The 18,077-nt window shown below is 34.9% G+C and carries 12 protein-coding genes; 11 read left to right on the top strand and 1 reads right to left on the bottom strand.

Annotated features, from left to right (window positions below):
• Window positions 1-112 precede the first annotated feature (112 nt).
• From FLP_RS09585 to FLP_RS09630, 11 genes are all read left to right on the top strand, one after another.
• Entirely contained in the window at window positions 113-1,117 is a 1,005-nt protein-coding gene (locus FLP_RS09585) for a homocysteine S-methyltransferase family protein (RefSeq protein WP_065449300.1), read from the top strand.
• 65 nt (window positions 1,118-1,182) lie between these two features.
• On the top strand, window positions 1,183-1,785 hold the full coding sequence (locus tag FLP_RS09590; protein WP_065449301.1) for a hypothetical protein: 603 nt from the start codon (window positions 1,183-1,185) through the stop codon (window positions 1,783-1,785).
• Between the two features lie 22 nt (window positions 1,786-1,807).
• Window positions 1,808-2,011: a hypothetical protein gene (locus FLP_RS25255; RefSeq protein ID WP_123921660.1), complete on the top strand. Its 204-nt coding sequence runs from the start codon at window positions 1,808-1,810 to the stop codon at window positions 2,009-2,011.
• Between the two features lie 14 nt (window positions 2,012-2,025).
• Window positions 2,026-4,701 carry a methionine synthase gene (metH, locus tag FLP_RS09595; RefSeq protein WP_083195839.1) on the top strand — a complete coding sequence of 892 codons (2,676 nt, stop codon included), beginning with the start codon at window positions 2,026-2,028 and terminating at the stop codon, window positions 4,699-4,701.
• Between the two features lie 155 nt (window positions 4,702-4,856).
• Window positions 4,857-5,813, top strand: a complete 957-nt coding sequence (gene metF, locus FLP_RS09600) for a methylenetetrahydrofolate reductase [NAD(P)H] (RefSeq protein WP_065449302.1) — start codon at window positions 4,857-4,859, stop codon at window positions 5,811-5,813.
• Window positions 5,814-6,055: 242 nt separating this feature from the next.
• Window positions 6,056-6,709, top strand: a complete 654-nt coding sequence (locus FLP_RS09605; RefSeq protein ID WP_065449303.1) for a class I SAM-dependent methyltransferase — start codon at window positions 6,056-6,058, stop codon at window positions 6,707-6,709.
• A 299-nt stretch (window positions 6,710-7,008) separates the two neighbouring features.
• Complete coding sequence (locus FLP_RS09610) at window positions 7,009-8,232, top strand: dicarboxylate/amino acid:cation symporter (RefSeq protein WP_065449304.1); 1,224 nt, start codon at window positions 7,009-7,011, stop codon at window positions 8,230-8,232.
• Window positions 8,233-8,361: 129 nt separating this feature from the next.
• Window positions 8,362-9,771 (top strand): pyridoxal phosphate-dependent decarboxylase family protein, encoded by a 1,410-nt coding sequence (locus tag FLP_RS09615; protein ID WP_065449305.1) that lies wholly within the window; start codon window positions 8,362-8,364, stop codon window positions 9,769-9,771.
• Between the two features lie 272 nt (window positions 9,772-10,043).
• Entirely contained in the window at window positions 10,044-12,413 is a 2,370-nt protein-coding gene (locus FLP_RS09620; protein ID WP_065449306.1) for a TonB-dependent receptor, read from the top strand.
• A gap of 74 nt (window positions 12,414-12,487) precedes the next feature.
• Window positions 12,488-13,726 (top strand): DUF4374 domain-containing protein, encoded by a 1,239-nt coding sequence (locus tag FLP_RS09625; protein WP_065449307.1) that lies wholly within the window; start codon window positions 12,488-12,490, stop codon window positions 13,724-13,726.
• 121 nt (window positions 13,727-13,847) lie between these two features.
• Window positions 13,848-15,014: a PepSY-associated TM helix domain-containing protein gene (locus tag FLP_RS09630; protein ID WP_065449308.1), complete on the top strand. Its 1,167-nt coding sequence runs from the start codon at window positions 13,848-13,850 to the stop codon at window positions 15,012-15,014.
• Window positions 15,015-15,398: 384 nt separating this feature from the next.
• Here FLP_RS09630 and FLP_RS09635 read toward each other — a convergent pair whose 3' ends face one another.
• Window positions 15,399-17,522: an outer membrane beta-barrel family protein gene (locus tag FLP_RS09635; RefSeq protein ID WP_065449309.1), complete on the bottom strand. Its 2,124-nt coding sequence runs from the start codon at window positions 17,520-17,522 to the stop codon at window positions 15,399-15,401.
• Window positions 17,523-18,077 lie beyond the last annotated feature (555 nt).

Genomic DNA, 18,077 nt, shown 5'->3' on the forward strand with positions numbered 1-18,077 from the left:
CAAAACACGTATCCTAACAGGTTTTCAAAACCTGTTAGGTATGTTTCAAATAATAGAATAAAAACTTAGCATCTTAGTGCCTCAGCACCTTAGCAGCTAAAAGACAAAAAAAATGGCAATAACAATTCAGGAAGCAATTAAAAAAAATATCTTAATCCTTGACGGAGCAATGGGAACAATGTTGCAGCGCTATAATTTCTCGGAAGAAGATTTCAGAGGAGAGCGTTTCAAGGATTTTCCGCATCCGTTAAAAGGAAACAACGATTTACTATCCATAACACAACCACAAGCGATCCGCGATGTTCACGCCGCCTATTTTGATGCTGGCGCAGACATCGTAGAAACCAATACTTTTTCAGGAACTACGATTGGTATGGCCGACTATTTCCTGGAAGATTTGGTTTACGAATTAAACTACGAATCGGCTAAAATTGCCCGTCAGGTAGCGGATGAATTCACGGCTAAAAATCCAGACAAACCACGTTTCGTTGCGGGTTCAATCGGGCCGACAAACAGAACGGCAAGTATGTCTCCAGACGTAAACGATCCGGGTTACAGAGCTGTAACTTTTGATGATTTGCGTATTGCATATAAACAACAAGTAGAAGCGTTAATGGATGGCGGCTGCGATTTACTTTTGGTAGAAACGATTTTCGATACGTTAAACGCAAAAGCAGCACTTTTCGCAATCGAAGAAGTAAAAGACGAACGTAATCTTGATATTCCAATCATGGTTTCAGGAACGATTACCGATGCTTCAGGAAGAACACTTTCCGGGCAAACGGTTGAAGCATTTTTGATTTCAGTATCACATATTCCGTTATTGAGTGTTGGTTTCAATTGCGCTCTTGGAGCCGATTTGTTGAAACCTTATTTAAAAACATTATCACAGCATACACAGTTCAACGTTTCAGCACATCCAAATGCGGGATTACCAAACGCATTCGGACAATATGATGAAACACCAGAACAAACTCAGGCGTTAATCAAAGAATATTTAGAGGATAATTTAATCAATATCATTGGCGGTTGTTGCGGAACAACTCCGGATCATATTCGATTGATTGCTGAGGTTGCGAAGGATTATAAGCCGAGAGTGGCACCGGTTTTGGCATAACGTTTATGTTTCCTGCAAGGTTTTCAAAACCTTGTAGGTGTTTTTAATTATTTTTTTGAAGATTAATGAGGATAGTATTTATAGTAATTGGTGTAGTTGTTTTAGCAATAATAATTTTCGGTATTTATAGATATATCGTTGTTAATATTCAAAACAACAGAATAAATAAAGTAAGGCTGAGTAGAATTGAACCAATATTTGAGAAGTTAAGAAATCAAGAAGAGGTAACTCAGGAAAAAGTTTTGCCTTTTGCATCAAATATATTAACAAGGGAAACTACATTTCAGTTGTTGAAACAATATAATAAAGTCGAATTGTTTCCTCAAAGCTATAATTCAATTGAAAAAGGAGCAGAAAGCAGTTTAGCAAATTGGCTCGAATTTCCGACTGAGCTTGATGCTTGTCCAGATGAAATGGAATTAGAGGAAAAAGTAACAATCGATTTTGATGGTAATAATGTTTATTACTATGTATTTAAATTTCGAACGAATGAACCTCATTGGGCATCAAAAGATGGGTGGATGTTAGGAGTTGTTGGGCCATATTTTGACGATAGTCAACCTTATGACTTTACCTCAACATTTAGTAGGCTAACATCTAAATTAGATGAAATTTCCGCATTAGAAGAGGCAAAATGGGTTCATGAAAATATAGCAATGGCGAGATAATTTCTTATGAAACCGATACCGCGTGAGGGATAGAAGTGAAAAGCCCGCAGACCAATGCAGTGATAACGAAATTGGTCGAGGACTTGTGACGGATAGCCCGGTTCGCCGCGGCGAACACGCCCAAAGTAAAATTATTGAAAACGAAATATACCTACAAGGTTTCGAAAACCATGCAGGAAAACAAAGAATAAAAAAAACTCAGAACCTTAGAATCTCAGGATCTTAGTAACTTAAAAAAAAATGGCAGAAAAAAGAAGAGACCTTGTATTAGCAGGATTAGAACCATTGATTATTACGCCCGAAAGTGTTTTTGTAAACGTTGGGGAACGTACGAATGTAACGGGTTCACGAAAATTCCTTCGATTAATCAAGGAAGAGAAATATGACGAGGCGCTTGATATTGCAAGACAACAAGTAGAAGGTGGAGCACAAATCATCGATATTAATATGGATGAAGGAATGCTTGATGGTGTTCAGGCAATGACAAAATTCCTGAATTTAATTGCATCAGAACCGGATATTTCCAGAGTGCCGATTATGATCGACAGTTCGAAATGGGAAATCATCGAAGCGGGTCTTAAAGTAGTACAGGGAAAAAGTGTTGTCAACTCGATTTCGTTGAAAGAAGGCGAAGAAGCCTTTATTCATCACGCCAAATTAATTAAACGTTACGGAGCGGCGGCCATTATTATGGCTTTTGACGAAGTAGGTCAGGCCGATAATTTTGACCGAAGAGTAGAGATTTGCCAGCGTTCGTATGATATTTTGGTTAACAAAGTTGGATTTCCTCCACAGGATATCATTTTCGATTTAAATATTTTTCCCGTTGCAACCGGAATGGAAGAACATCGCTTAAATGCTTTGGACTTTTTTAGAGGGACAAAATGGGTTAGAGATAACTTGCCTCACGCGCATATTAGTGGTGGAGTAAGTAACGTTTCGTTTTCTTTTAGAGGAAATGATCACGTTCGTGAAGCGATGCACTCGGTGTTTTTATACCACGCGATTAAGAACGGAATGACAATGGGAATCGTGAATCCGGAGATGCTTTCGATTTACGATGATATTCCAAAAGATTTGTTGGAACATGTTGAAGATGTGATCTTGAACAGACGCGACGACGCTACAGAGCGACTTTTGGATTTTGCTGAGAACGTAAAAGGCGAAGTAAAATCAGATGAAAAAGCGATTCAGGAATGGCGTTTAGGAACGGTTCAGGAAAGAATTACGCATTCATTGGTAAAAGGAGTTGATGCTTTTATTGAAGAAGATGTTGAAGAAGCTCGTTTGGCAGCAACGAAACCAATCGAGGTTATCGAAATCAATTTGATGACGGGAATGAATGTGGTTGGAGATTTATTCGGAAGCGGAAAAATGTTCCTGCCTCAGGTGGTAAAATCGGCACGTGTAATGAAAAAAGCAGTTGCTTATTTATTGCCTTATATCGAAGCCAGCAAACAAGCCGGAGACAAACAAGGAAACGGAAAAATCCTGATGGCGACTGTAAAAGGGGACGTTCATGATATTGGTAAAAATATTGTTTCGGTGGTTTTGGCTTGTAATAATTACGAGATTGTAGATCTTGGTGTTATGGTGCCTCCGGAAAAAATTATTGCTGCTGCGATTGAACATAATGTTGACATTATTGGTTTAAGCGGATTGATTACACCTTCGCTTGACGAAATGGTGTATCTGGCCAAAGAATTAGACAAACAAGGAATTAAAATCCCGATTATGATTGGTGGGGCAACAACTTCGCGCGCACATACTGCCGTGAAAATCGCGCCTCAATATAGAGAAACTGTAATTCACGTAAACGATGCTTCGCGCGCCGTTACTGTTGCAGGAAATTTATTAGATCATAACCGTAAAATATATGCAAGCGATATTCGTGCAGAATATGATTCGTTTAGAGAAACGTTTTTAAATCGTTCGAGAGATAAAAATTTCTTGAGTATCGAAGATGCGCGTAAAAATAAAATGCAGTTAGATTGGAGTGAATACACTCCAACAAAACCAAAATTTATTGGAAAACAAACCGTCGAAGTTGATTTAGATGTTTTTGTTCCGTATATAGACTGGACGCCATTTTTTCAAACCTGGGAATTGCACGGAAAATATCCTGCGATTTTAACGGATGAGGTTGTGGGTAAAGAAGCAACTTCTCTTTTTGCAGATGCTCAGGCGATGCTTAAAATAATTTTGGCTGAGAAAAAGTTAAAAGCAAAAGGTATTTACGGAATTTTTCCTGCGAATCAGGTTGATGATGACGATATCGAATTGCGTGATGAAAACGGAAAAGTTTTAGAGAAATTCTTAACGCTTCGTCAGCAATCACAAAAAACAAAAGGCGCACCGAATATTGCATTGTCTGATTTTATTCTGCCAAAAGAAAGCGGAATAGAAGATTATATGGGAGCTTTTTGTGTGACAACCGGTTTTGGTGTTGACGAATGGGCTGCAGAATTTGAAAAGGATTTGGATGATTATAATTCGATTATGGTTAAGGCATTGGCCGACCGTTTTGCTGAGGCTTTCGCCGAATATCTTCATGAAAGAGTTCGTAAAGATTTCTGGGGTTATGATAGAGAAGAATCTTTAACCAACGAAGAATTGATTAAAGAAAATTATAAAGGAATTCGTCCAGCGCCAGGATATCCAGCTTGTCCGGATCACCTGGAAAAACCAACCATTTGGAAACTTTTAAATGTAGCCGAAGAAATTGGTGTAACACTTACAGAAAGTATGGCGATGTGGCCGGCTTCCTCTGTTTCCGGGTATTATTTCGGAAATCCGAAAAGCAGGTATTTCGGACTCGGAAAAATAAAAGAAGATCAGGTGGTAGATTACGCCAAACGACGCAGCGTCTCAACTGAATATGCAATGAAATGGTTAAACCCTAATATAGCAGATTAAGAAAAGTTTCTTTTGTTTCAGGTTTCAAGTTATCCAAAGCAACCTGAAACCTGAAACTTGAAACAAAAAGAAGATTATTTGATTACGTTTTTTGATTTCAGATTTTTTACAGAAACCAACTCAAAACTCATAATTCATCACTCATAACTTAAAGAATGAAAGTAACACAACATATAGAAAACGCAAAAGGGAATACCTTATTCTCATTTGAAATTATTCCGCCTCAGAAAGGGAAAAGCATTCAGGAATTGTACGATAATATCGATCCGTTGATGGAGTTTAAACCACCGTTTATTGATGTAACAACTTCTCGTGAGGAGTATATTTATATTGATAAAGGCAACGGGCTTTTAGATAAAAAACTAACTCGTATGCGTCCGGGAACGCTTGGGATTTGTGCTTCTATAAAACATAAGTACAACGTAGATACCGTACCTCACGTACTTTGCGGAGGATTTACAAAAGAAGAAACTGAATACCTTTTGGTAGATTGTAACTACTTAGGAATTGACAATGTGATGGCTTTACGTGGTGACGCCATGAAAGACGAACAATATTTTATCCCAAAAGCGGGAGGAAATGATTATGCTGTAGATTTAGTAAAACAAATTAATTTATTGAATCAGGGAAAATACCTTCACGAAGTTATGGACGCTGATAACAAAGCTGATTTTTGTATAGGTGTTGCAGGATATCCGGAGAAACATTTGGAGTCTCCGTCGTTACAATCTGACTTAAAAAGATTAAAAGAAAAAGTAGATGCGGGAGCTGATTATGTGGTAACACAGATGTTTTTCGACAACTCAAAATATTTTACGTTTGTAGAAAAAGCAAGAGAAATGGGAATCACAATCCCTATTATTCCGGGAATTAAGCCAATTGCGGTTCAAAGGCATTTACAGGTTTTACCTCAAATTTTCCGTATCGATTTGCCGGAAGATTTAATTCATGCCGTAGATCAATGCAAGAATAATGCAGAAATCAGACAAGTAGGTATCGAATGGGCAATTCAACAATCATTAGAGCTAAAAGCTGCCGGAGTTCCAGTATTACATTATTATTCAATGGGGAAATCTGAGAATATTCGTCAGATTGCGAGCCATCTTTTTTAAGTTTCTTTCAGCATTAAGAAATTAAGATTATTAAGTGTCAGGCTTAATTTTTTAATAATAAAGAGAATAAAAGTTTTTAGGAGCTATTTCCAGCTGTCCACTATATCTTTTGTGGCGAACCCCGCCACAAAAGGATGCCGTTCCCATCTGGGCTAGGATATCAGGAGTTAAATTGAGATATTTAGTAGTTATTCGTGGAGTTGGAATTTGGAATTTTTTAATTGGAATTTAATTTTAAAGTTATGAAACAAGAAGAATTACAAGCAATAGCTTCTCAGCTTAAACACCCAACTGGAGAAAAAGGAATCGAAATGGGCAATATGATGAATGAAACGAACATCAACATGACGCGCCATTCGATTCAGAATCTACAGATAGAAGCAGGAAATAAAATTCTGGAATTAGGTCACGGAAACGCAGGACACGTTGAATTTATATTCGAACAAGCTGAAAACATTAAATATTACGGACTTGAAATGTCTAAATTAATGTTTCAGGAAGCGCGTCAAATCAACAGAAATTATGTTTCGCAAAAACAAGCTTTCTTTTCGATGTATGAAGGAAATATAATTCCGTTTGAAGATGATTCATTCCATAAAGTATTTACTGTAAATACTATTTATTTTTGGCAGGAACCTGAAAAATTGCTATCGGAAATCTACAGGGTTTTGCAACCAAAAGGAATTTTATGCATCACTTTTGCTGAAGAAAGTTTTATGAAACAGCTTCCTTTTACGCAATTTGAATTTGAACTTTATAGCACTGAAAAGGTCGAAAAGCTAATTGAAAAATCGTCTTTCAAAATAATCAACAAAGAGACTTTAACAGAAAAGGTAAAAAGTAAAATCGGCGAATTGGTTGACAGAGCTTTTACTACTTTGGTTTTAGAAAAATAATGATTAATACAAATCAGGATTGCGTAGTTAAAATGTGCCGTCAGGCACTAAATATTGGTAGCCATTGCGTACCTACGGCACACTAAATTTATTTTAATTCATGATTTCTACCAACATTTAGTGCCTGACGGCACATTTTAATTGTTCATTCGCCTACAATTAAAAAAATTATATAAAATCTATTTATCCTGATAGGTATCGGGAGTGGAATAAAAAAATAATTTCAGCACTCTTTTTTTGAGTAATTTAATTGATTTTTATTTCACGTTTCTATTTCCAAATTCTAATACGGCTTAATTATGGAGGTTAAAAAAATCAATTTTCTAAAAAGTTACAGCAGTGTCTTACTGCTGCTGGGCGGAATCATAATTGGAAGTATTTTCGGATTAGTTTTTAAAGAAAAAGTTGCCGTTATAAAACCTGTTGGAGATATATTCCTCAACTTGCTTTTTACAGCGATTATTCCGCTTGTTTTTTTTACCATTACTTCTTCCATTGCCAATTTAGAGAGAACAGAAAAGTTAGGAAAGCTATTTGTTATCATGATAGCAGTGTTTTTAGGGACACTTTTGATTTCGGCTATGGTGATGATTATAGCGGTTTATTTTTTTCCTATTCATGAAAATATTATAATTACCAAAATTCCGTTGGAGAAAATCCGATCTGGGAATGTTGGCGATCAAATAGCGCAATTGCTTACGACCAATGACTTTTACGAATTATTATCCCGAAAAAGTATGTTGGCGCTCATTATTTTTTCCTTTTTAATAGGATTTGCAACTTTGCAATCAGGAGAAAAAGGGAATGCTTTCAAAAGTTTTCTGGATTCCGGAAACGAAGTCATGAAACAACTTTTGACTATGATTATGAAATTGGCTCCAATAGGTTTAGGTGCTTATTTTGCGTATCAAGTGAGTTATTACGGTCCGCAATTATTTGGTGTTTATGCCAAACCACTAGGTGTTTATTATGTAGCTTGTATCTTTTACTTTTTTGTCTTTTTTAGTTTATATGCTTTTGTAGCCGGCGGTAAAAAAGCTTTTAAAGTTTTCTGGAGTAACAATATCACACCTTCGCTGACAGCAATAGGAACTTGTAGTAGTATTGCCACCATTCCTGCAAATTTAGATGCTGCCGAAAAAATGGGCATTCCTAAACATGTCCGCAATTTGGTTATTCCTTTGGGAGCACCTTTACATAAAGACGGTTCGAGCATGTCGTCTATTCTAAAAATCACATTTCTTTTTGCCATGTTTGGTAAAGATTTTACTTCACCATCAACCATACTTTTAGCATTGGGAATTACGGTAATTGTTTCGATTGTAGAAGGCGGAATCCCGAACGGTGGTTATATAGGAGAAGTTTTGGCCATTACCGTTTACGGACTACCAATGGAACAAGCTTTACCTGTAGCCATGATTTTAGGAACTCTCGTTGACCCAATTGCTACTTTATTAAATGCCAACGGCGATGTAATTTCGTCTATGATGGTCTCGCGATTCTCTGAAAAAACCAAGTGGTAAAAAGTAAGTTTTCAAAACAAATCCATCTACTTTAAATTAAAAATCAGTATTAATCTGCTTAATCTGTATGATCTGTGAGCTATTTTTAGCAACAGAGAATTTACAGTCAGGCATTAAAAATAATATATAATGAATGTAATCCTTCAACACGATCTAAATGATCTCGAAAATATACTTAATCACGCAAAACGACAAGGATTAGATTTTTTGAATGACCTTGAAAATATTCCAACCTCAACTAAATATACCATCGACCCAACCCGAGATTTAAATGAAAAGGGTTTAGGATCATTAGCAGCTTTGCAAGAATTTAAAGAAAGATTAGCACCATTGATGGTTGCTTCGTCCGGACCAAGATATTTGGGTTTTGTAACTGGTGGTTCAACTCCGGCTTCGATTGTGGGAGATTGGTTAGCATCAGTTTATGATCAAAATACGCAAGCAATAAAAGGGCAAGGTGGAGTTTCGGCTTTAATAGAATTTGAAACCATCAATTTATTGTTGCAGTTATTAGACTTGCCAAAATCATTTTTAGGAGGCTTTGTAACGGGGGCAACAATGTCAAATTTTACGTGTTTGGGAGTCGCAAGACAATGGTTTGGAGCACAATCAGGCAAAGACTTTGCAAAGACCGGAATAACCGAAACCATTCATGTTTTGTCCGCAACGCCACATTCTTCTTCAATAAAAACATTATCAATGTTAGGCATTGGAAGTAATAATTACACAACAATTAAAACCATTGAGGGTAATCGCGAAGCCATTGATATAATTGATTTAGAAGAAAAAATTAAAGAATTAAACGGAAAACCTTTTATTCTGATTTCGAGTGCAGGAACAGTAAATACAGCTGATTTTGATGATTTTGTGGAAATTGCAAAACTTAAAGAAAAATACAATTTTTGGTGGCACATTGATGCTGCTTTTGGTGGTTTTGCCGCGGTTTCAGAAAAATTTAAACATCTTATAGAAGGATGGGAAGGTGCAGACAGTATTACGATCGACTGTCATAAATGGCTTAATGTTCCTTATGAAAGTGCTTTTTATCTAATTAAAGAAAAGCATGTAAATCTTCAAACAGAAACGTTTCAGAATTCGAATGCACCTTATTTAGGAAATCCGTTAGAAAACTTTAATTACCTGAATGTATTACCTGAAAATTCACGTCGTTTACGAGCTTTACCAGTTTGGTTTTCTTTAGTCGCGTACGGAAAAGAAGGTTTTCAGGATATTGTAGAAAATAGTACGGCATTGGCATTGCATTTTGCAAATGAACTTATCGAAGATGATAATTTCGAGCTTTTGGCACCAATTCGGCTTAATAATGTTTGCTTTACTTTAAAAGGAGATCATAATCAGGAAAAAGTAAATCAGTTTTTGACCCTTTTGAATGATAAAGGGAAAGTTTTTATGACCCCAACTGTATATCAAAACCGAAAAGGAATCAGAGCTTCTTATGTAAATTGGAGAACATCCGAAGCTGATATTAAAATAATAATAAAAGAGTTAAAAGAAACTATTCTGGATTTAGAAATATAGCTCATTTTTAATTTTTTAAAAGCCCGCTTTACTATTTAAAGCGGGCTTTTTTATGTTTTTTATGAAATGAAACTTGGATTTTAACTTTTGAAGTATTAAAATTTAAGCAAATCTTAAGTTAAAACTAATTATTCATTAAGAAATCTGTCGTTTTTTTATTGATTTGTCTATTTCAAAGTTAATCACTGTATTTATTTAGAATAATTAAAAATAACTTGCAATTGCTATTTATTGATGTTAATTTTGTGCCAAATTAATTTCAACATTAGGTAATGAAAATAAATAGAATATTCGTCTTAATCCTGGTACTGTTAAGTTCAATTCAAGGTTTTTCACAAAATAACAAAACAAAATTAACTGGAATAATTCTAGGAAATGACAGCCAGCCTGTCGAAGGTGTTTCAGTAGCATTAAAAGGTACCGCTTATTCCACACTAACGAATGAGAAGGGAGAATACGAAATTTTAGCAGAACCGCAGAATTATATTTTATCTATTGCTTACATTGGATATAAACCAAAGCAAATTAAAATTAATTTAAAAGAAGCAGATCAAACAATTCCAACCGTAACTATTGAAGAAGATATGGCTGCGTTGGATGAAGTTCAGGTAAAAGGAAAATCAAAAGTGCAGCGAGTTAAAGAAGAGGCATTTAATATTACAGCTGTTGATTTAAAACAGTTGTATAATACTTCTGCTGATTTGAATCAGGTTTTAAATAGAACAACTGGTGTTAGGGTTAGAGAAACAGGAGGAATGGGATCTGCTTTCAATTTTTCATTAAATGGCTTTTCAGGAGATCAGGTTAAGTTTTTTATGGACGGGATTCCGTTAGATAATTATGGACCATCATTTACATTGAACAATATTCCAACTAATATGGCAGAAAGAATTGACGTCTATAAAGGAGTTGTGCCAATTGAATTAGGAGGAGATGCTTTAGGTGGTGCTGTTAATATTGTTACTAATAAAAGTGTTAGGAGATATATTGATGCTTCTTATAGTTATGGATCTTTCAATACTCATAAGGCTGCGGTAAACACACGTTTTACAAGTAAAAATGGTTTTGTAACCAATATTAATGCATTCCTTAATTATTCTGACAATAGTTATAAGGTTGAGGCTCAGGTTCCTGATCCTGTTTCTGGGCTTTTTGGTCCGTTAGAAAAACTTAAACATTTTCATGATGGTTATAAACAAGCAACTGTTATAGCAGAAGTTGGAGTAAAAGATAAAAAATATGCAGATTATTTATTAGTAGGTGTTACAGGAAGTGCCAATAAAAAACAAATACAACAAGGGCCAACAATGTTTAGAGTCGTAGGTGATGCTTTTGAAGATAGTCAGAATTTTGTGTCTTCGTTAAAATATAAGAAATCAAATTTGTTTACTAAAGGCTTAACAGCAACTTGGGCTGCGTCTTATAATATTGCAGAAGAACGTAAAGTAGATACTTCGTCGAGAAGATTTACCTGGCGAGGAGTGCGAACTGACGTTCCTGCTTACAGTTCCGCTGGTGAGATTAATACAGTTAAAACTTTAATGGTATATGATGTAAAATCTCTTCAAAGTAATGCTAATCTTAAATATGAACTAAATGAAAATAATTCATTTGCTTTAAATTATACTTATGTTGGTTATAAACGAACTGAAGACAATGAATATATAACTACAGACAAGCCAACAAAACCATTTCTAAATAAAAACATCTTAGGTTTTTCATATAGCTTATCAGCACTTGAAAAAAGGCTGTCTTTCACCGCTTTTGGAAAAATGCTCGATTTAAAAGGGGAAGTTATAACAAATCCTGGTACAACTTCAGAGCAAAAAGTGAATCCTTCTTTTAACAATTTTGGTTATGGTACTGCTGCGGCTTATTTCTTAATTCCTGAGGAGTTTCAGGTTAAAGCATCTTTTGAACATGCTTATAGAATGCCATCAGCTCTTCAATTATTGGGAGATGGACTTAGAGTAAGTCCAAGTCCGAATCTTCAGCCTGAATCTAGTGATAACTTTAATTTTGGACTTTCTTATAAAAAAGCTTTTACAGTTCATTCTTTCGGAGTAGAAGGAAATTTCATTTACAGAAGAGCGAATGATTTTATCCAGGATAGGCAAGATCAAAGTAACCCATCAAAAAGTAAAGCAGTTAACTTTAAAAATATACAGGTAAGCGGATTTGACGGAGTTGTTCATTATGGTTATAAAGATTGGTTGGTTTTTGATATTAATGCAACTTACCAAAAAACTCTAAATAAAGATGCAACTGTTTCACCTGGGACGAATCAAATTAATTATTTATACAATAAGCAATTAGCAAATGTTCCTATTTTTTACGGAAATGCCAATGTTGGATTTAACTTCAAGAAAATCAAATTCGATGATGACTTTCTTACGATTAACTTATTGACTAATTATTCAAGCAGTTATTATCTGAGAAACCCAAATCTTGGCGAGACAGGTAAAAAAGAAATTCCAGAGCAACTTTTTTACTCTGCGTCTATTGCTTACTCACTTAAAAACGGTCGCTATAATATTGCAGTAGAATGCTTTGATATAACAGACGTAAAACTATATGACTATTTTAATGTACAAAAACCTGGAAGGTCGTTTACATTGAAACTTCGTTATTTCTTTATGTAATAAAAATAAAAATAATATCTCATTCAAAAATCTGTGTTTCTAAGGCAGATGATAATTAACTAAATTAAAGTAATATGAAAACAATTAAAATTAAAAATCTATTAGCTCTTGTGCTAATGTCGGGTACTATATTTTCTTGTAGTAGTGATGATTCTCCTTCAGATGATACAATTCCGGGAAGTAAATATGTAATAGGATATCAAACAGATACCTGGAATGAAAATTATATGTGGAGTTTTAATTCGCTAGACGAGTTAATGACAGGGACAATTGATATGAATGGAAAAGGAATTGAGCAAGGTGGTTCATATATTCCTATTGCAAATACAATGTTTGCATTAGATAGTGAAGCAGAAGGTGCAGCTCCCTTTTCTTTAAATGCAGCAGGTCAATTAGTAGCCGGAAGTCGTGTTTTTATTGAGTCTCCATATGCTTACGGTGTTACAGATGATAATAAACTATTAATAGTTGGTGCTTCATGGGAAGGTACATCTACAGATAATGAACTAATTGTTTACGATCCTGTAAAACAATTTATTACAAGTCGTAAATTTAATAATTTTGCTACATCTACCGGACGTTTTGACTTCCCAACAGGAGTAACAGTAGTAGGAGATAAAGTATTTGTGTCTGTTTTCAACAGAGATGCAAGTGATGACTGGGATATCGATCAAACTAATGCTTATGTAAGAGTTTACGAGTATCCATCATTAAACTTTGTAAAAAGAATAGCAGACCCGCGTACGACAGCAGTTGGAATGTATTATACAAATACAGGTATTATTCGTACTGATTCTGGTAACGTATATACTTTTTCATCAAATGCGTTATCAGCTGGTTACGATGTAAACAATGAGGCACATTCTGGGATTTTACGTATCAACAAAGGTCAGACAGATTTTGATGCTTCTTATTTCTTCGATATTCAGGCAAGTTCACTTAACGGTAAAGTAGTTGCTGCTTATCCTATTGGAGGAGAAAAAGCTTATATCATTTATATACCTACAGCAGATGATACAATTTCATGGGGATTCTTAAGACATTATTCATTCAAATTTAAATCAGCAATCATAGACTTACCATCTAAAAAAATTACTCCGGTTACAGGATTACCTGGACATGCTGGTGATAACTATTTTGGAGTTGGAAGTTTATTCTACGAAGATGGTTTTGCTTACAAAGCTTTTGTAACTAATGATGAGGTTCGTGTTTATAAAATCAATCTTGAAACAGGTGCTGCTACAGCTGGTGCAAAAGTAACTGGTGGAGGAACAGATATTTCTGCTATAACGAAGCTATCGCCAAAACAATAATTACATTTTTTTTAGTAAATAACCATATAATCATTGCTTTTGAGAGTACTGATTATATGGTTTTTATATATAAATGCTTCTTTACGTATTGTCTGACGTAAAATAAATTAAAATTAAAACCATGACTGTTATCAAAAATCAGAATCTTAAACCACCCAATAAAGGAAAATCACGGTTTAGTAAAATCAATGCCTGGTTGCATTTATGGCTCGGACTGGCTTCCGGAATAATCGTGTTTATTATGGGAATTACTGGTTGTATTTTGGTTTTCGAACAAGAAATCAAAGCCCTGACATCACCCTATTTAAATGTTGAAGCTGAAGGTCAGGAGAAATTATTACCGCCTTCAAAAATTTACGCTGCTGTTCATAAAGCATTGCCTAATAAAGAAATTCATGGCGTTTGGTATAATGGTTTAGATAAATCAATTAAGGTCGATATCGAGTCGGATTCGTTGATTTATGTAAATCCGTATAACGGTAAAATTACCGGAATGGTACATCATGAAGATTTCTTTCATTTTATGGATGAAGGGCATCGTAACCTTTGGTTAGAGCGGGAAATTGGTTCTCAAATAACAGCCTGGGCAACGGTTGTATTCTTCTTTTTACTGATAAGCGGACTGGTACTTTGGTTTCCGAAAAAATGGAATAAAACAACCCGAAACGCTAGTTTTAAAATAAAATGGGATGCCAAATTCAAACGTCTTAATTATGACTTACATAATGTTATGGGATTTTATACATTGATTTTGGCCATGCTGATCGCTTTTACAGGATTGTTGATGAGTTTTCATTGGTTACGTGAAAGTACCTATTGGATAGCCGGAGGATGGACTGACGAAAAAGACAAGAAAGAACAAGTTGTTGCAGTAAAAAAAGATACTTTATCACAACAGCAATTGGATAAATTGGCTGGAGCCGATATTATTTGGAAGAAAGTAAGAACAGAAATTGCGAAGGAAAATAAAGAAGCCGTTATTATTCATTTTCCGGATGAACCTAAAGATGATTTTTACGCCTGTACAGATATGAATAAGGGAGTCTGGAGAGATTTATATTTTAATTCCAAAACGTTAGAATTACTTCCAAGTTCGCAGGACTACATTGGCGATGCCCGTTTTTCAAAATGGTTAATGCGCTCCAATTATAGTCTTCATGTTGGTGCAATTGGAGGCATACCAACCAAAATTGTCTATTTTTTAGGCAGCTTGATATGCGCCAGTTTACCTGTTACCGGATTTTATATCTGGTGGGGAAGAAAGAAAAAACAAAAAACCAAAGCATAATTAAGTTTTAATTTTATTTACTTTTTTGTTGGTTAGTGCTTAAAAGTCTTTTGGTAGAAGTAACATTCTTCAAAAGACTTTTTTATGCGTTTTTAGATATAATAGAAATCTCAAAATCTCTCTCATTGTCAGACTGAGCGAAGTCGAAGTCCCTCAAAGTGATTCAGTATACGGGACTTCGACTTCGCTCAGTCTGACATTCGTGTAGTATAAAACAGTAAAAATAAACCAGCGTAAATCTGTTTAAACCTGTGTAATCCGTGTGCCATTTTCGCCAACATTCGCAAGTGATTTATCAACTAAAAACAGAAAGAGCCCGCTAACTACAACAGGCTCTTTTCCATCAAAAAAAAACAAAAACAAGGAAACTAAAGATCCAAAATATTAAATTCTATATGTAAAAGCTATTGTTGCAATACGGTTATCCAGGTCATACCTTTTGTTGATACTCGTTTGTGCAATAACTGAATTGATGTGGAAATTATTGGTGTTGAAAATATCAGTAACATTCAGTTTGATAGTACCTTTTTTGGCAAGCACTTGTTTCGAAATTCCGATACTGAAATCAAAGAAAGCATCTCGTTCATATATACCAAGATTTGATTTTGACTGATACTGTGCGTTAGCTTCGGCTTTCCAGCTTTCTGTAATTGTAAAGGAGTTTTGTACGCTTAAATTCAAGGTAATAATTGGGTCAATTTTGTCTGTATTCACCACATTGCCCATAAATTTATTTTCGAAAATATTAAAAAGCGTATTTACAGACCACCATTTATAAATTTCGGCTGTATTGGTAATATTGGCTCCGTAATTATACGATTTGTCAACATTAATCTGAGACGTTACTGTTGTGTTATCGGCAGGATTGTAAACATACACTTCGGTAAAAACATCTTTGGTTTTGCTAAAGTATAATGAAGCCATAAAAGCGCTCTTCCAGGAATAACCAATTTCTGCAGAATGTGTGATTTCAGGAACCAGATTCGGATTTCCCTGAGAATAGTTAAACGAATCATCATAAAAACGAAACGGATTCAGATCGAACTGGCTTGGTCTGTTGATTCTTTTACTATATGAAGCATGTATCGAATGATTGCTGGTCAATTCATATTTCATAGAAACACTCGGAAACCATTTTAAATAATCGTCTTTATGTTCTTCATTCAACGTTTTTTGTAAAATGTTTATCGCAGTATATTCAGAACGCAAACCTCCCTGAATATTCAGCTTTTCCATCTGATATTTATAGTTAACATAAGCCGCATAAATTTGTTCTTTGTATTCAAAATGATTGGTCGAATTAACATCTACAATCCATTGATTGTTTTCGTTGTATTGGTAAACCGATGGGTTGTCATTGTTTTTTACGCTGGCTTTAAAACCCCACTCGATAGATTGTTTTTCTTTTAATGGATTTGTAAAATCAACTTTTCCGGTAAAAACCTTCAATTGCGACGGAATAAAACCTCTTCGGTCATTAATGTTATTGGTGCTCAAAGGATCTATATTCGTAGCACTCTGAAACTGATTCGATCTGAATTTCGAAGTTTCATATTCAAAATCAAAATACATATTTTTTCCTTCGGTATTAAATTTATGAACCCCTGAAAAAGCATACGTATAATCATTCCATTTCTCTTTGCTGTCATTATAGGTCGAGGCATCAAATTGTACCTGATCCATAGCGTTAAGCAACGTATTTCTACCGTTGGCCATGTTTTCGTAACGACCTAATTTAGCATCAACATAAACTTCTAAATTCGTTTTAGGAGAAACTTCATAAGTTGTTCCTATTTTAAAATTGTTCGAAGTCAATGGCTCATCAGTAGTTGAGATTTGATGGTTTTTTGTCGAAATGGTCTGGCGGGTTGCATCAGTATATTGATTTTGGTCAAATTCTTTACGTTCTTCTTCGCCCCTAAAAGTATAGCTGTAGTTTCCGTAAACACCAAATTTTTCTTTATTGTAACTTAAGTTGGCGCCAGAATTGGTTCTGTTTTTTCGGCCTCTTCCATAATTGGTAAAAACAGTTCCTTTAAGTCCGCCCGCATTTGGTTTCTTTAAAATAATATTGATAATTCCGGCTTTTCCGGTGGCATCATATTTAGAAGAAGGATTGGTAATCACTTCTATTTGTTTGATGTTTGATGAGGTGGTCGATTTTAAATAATTGGCTAGTTCTTTTTGCGAAAGCTGCGTTAATTTGCCATTTATCATTACACCAACGCCTTGTTGTCCGCGAATCGATAATTCGCCATCCTGAGACACGACAACACCCGGAGCGCGCGATAAAACATCCAATGCCGTTCCGCCTTCAGAAACAATACTGTTTTCAACATTAAAAATTAGTCGATCTGATTTTTGAGTATATAGAACTTTCTTTTTTGTAATTACAATTTCATCTAATGCATTGATAGAAGTTTCGACGATACTATCAGTTTCTTTTTCTGTCTGCGAGTAACCGTAGACCGAAAAAGCGAGCATAAGAGATGTTATAATATTCTTCATGATATTTGGATTTGATTTTTTTGGGAGTAAGGCTTTTAATGTGATGCTAGATTTGTGGGGAGGAGGACTTTATCATTTAAGAAGAAATGCTCAGTCTAAAACGATTTGTTCTAATTTATCAGAAAGTAATTTTAGAAGATAAAAAAAATACTTAGATAGTTTCAAAAAATAATATGAAATAAAGCTGAATACAGAGAACATTTTAGTGGTATTTTGAAGTTTCAATGTTCAAATATAATACTATTTATAACAAGTCTAAATAAAAATAGTTAAAATTTGCCTGTGATATCATAACAAATTGATAATTAGCCTTTCGCGATTTATTAAAAATGGATATAAATACTCTGAAACCAAATTTTGACAATAAAGCCAGCATAAGCAAGCCTGCGTTTAAAAAAGTAATCGATCAATTCCAAACCTGTAAAGTGGAAAAAAAATTTACCCAAAGCTCGCGAGGTTTTGCTATTAGCTTTTAAAAAGTAAAAGTTCGCAATCCCGATAGCTATCGGGATTGGATTAACTTAGCTTTGCGAACTCCTATGTTTGCATAGTTAG

It is taken from the genome of Flavobacterium piscis (assembly GCF_001686925.1).
Taxonomy (GTDB): domain Bacteria; phylum Bacteroidota; class Bacteroidia; order Flavobacteriales; family Flavobacteriaceae; genus Flavobacterium; species Flavobacterium piscis.

Bases quoted from the DNA above. Each gene is read 5' to 3' on its own strand.
- FLP_RS09585 (WP_065449300.1), top strand. From the start codon at position 113: ATGGCAATAACAATTCAGGAAGCAATTAAAAAAAATATCTTAATCCTT.
- FLP_RS09590 (WP_065449301.1), top strand. From the start codon at position 1,183: ATGAGGATAGTATTTATAGTAATTGGTGTAGTTGTTTTAGCAATAATA.
- metH (WP_083195839.1), top strand. From the start codon at position 2,026: ATGGCAGAAAAAAGAAGAGACCTTGTATTAGCAGGATTAGAACCATTG.
- metF (WP_065449302.1), top strand. From the start codon at position 4,857: ATGAAAGTAACACAACATATAGAAAACGCAAAAGGGAATACCTTATTC.
- FLP_RS09605 (WP_065449303.1), top strand. From the start codon at position 6,056: ATGAAACAAGAAGAATTACAAGCAATAGCTTCTCAGCTTAAACACCCA.
- FLP_RS09610 (WP_065449304.1), top strand. From the start codon at position 7,009: ATGGAGGTTAAAAAAATCAATTTTCTAAAAAGTTACAGCAGTGTCTTA.
- FLP_RS09615 (WP_065449305.1), top strand. From the start codon at position 8,362: ATGAATGTAATCCTTCAACACGATCTAAATGATCTCGAAAATATACTT.
- FLP_RS09620 (WP_065449306.1), top strand. From the start codon at position 10,044: ATGAAAATAAATAGAATATTCGTCTTAATCCTGGTACTGTTAAGTTCA.
- FLP_RS09625 (WP_065449307.1), top strand. From the start codon at position 12,488: ATGAAAACAATTAAAATTAAAAATCTATTAGCTCTTGTGCTAATGTCG.
- FLP_RS09630 (WP_065449308.1), top strand. From the start codon at position 13,848: ATGACTGTTATCAAAAATCAGAATCTTAAACCACCCAATAAAGGAAAA.
- FLP_RS09635 (WP_065449309.1), bottom strand. From the start codon at position 17,522: ATGAAGAATATTATAACATCTCTTATGCTCGCTTTTTCGGTCTACGGT.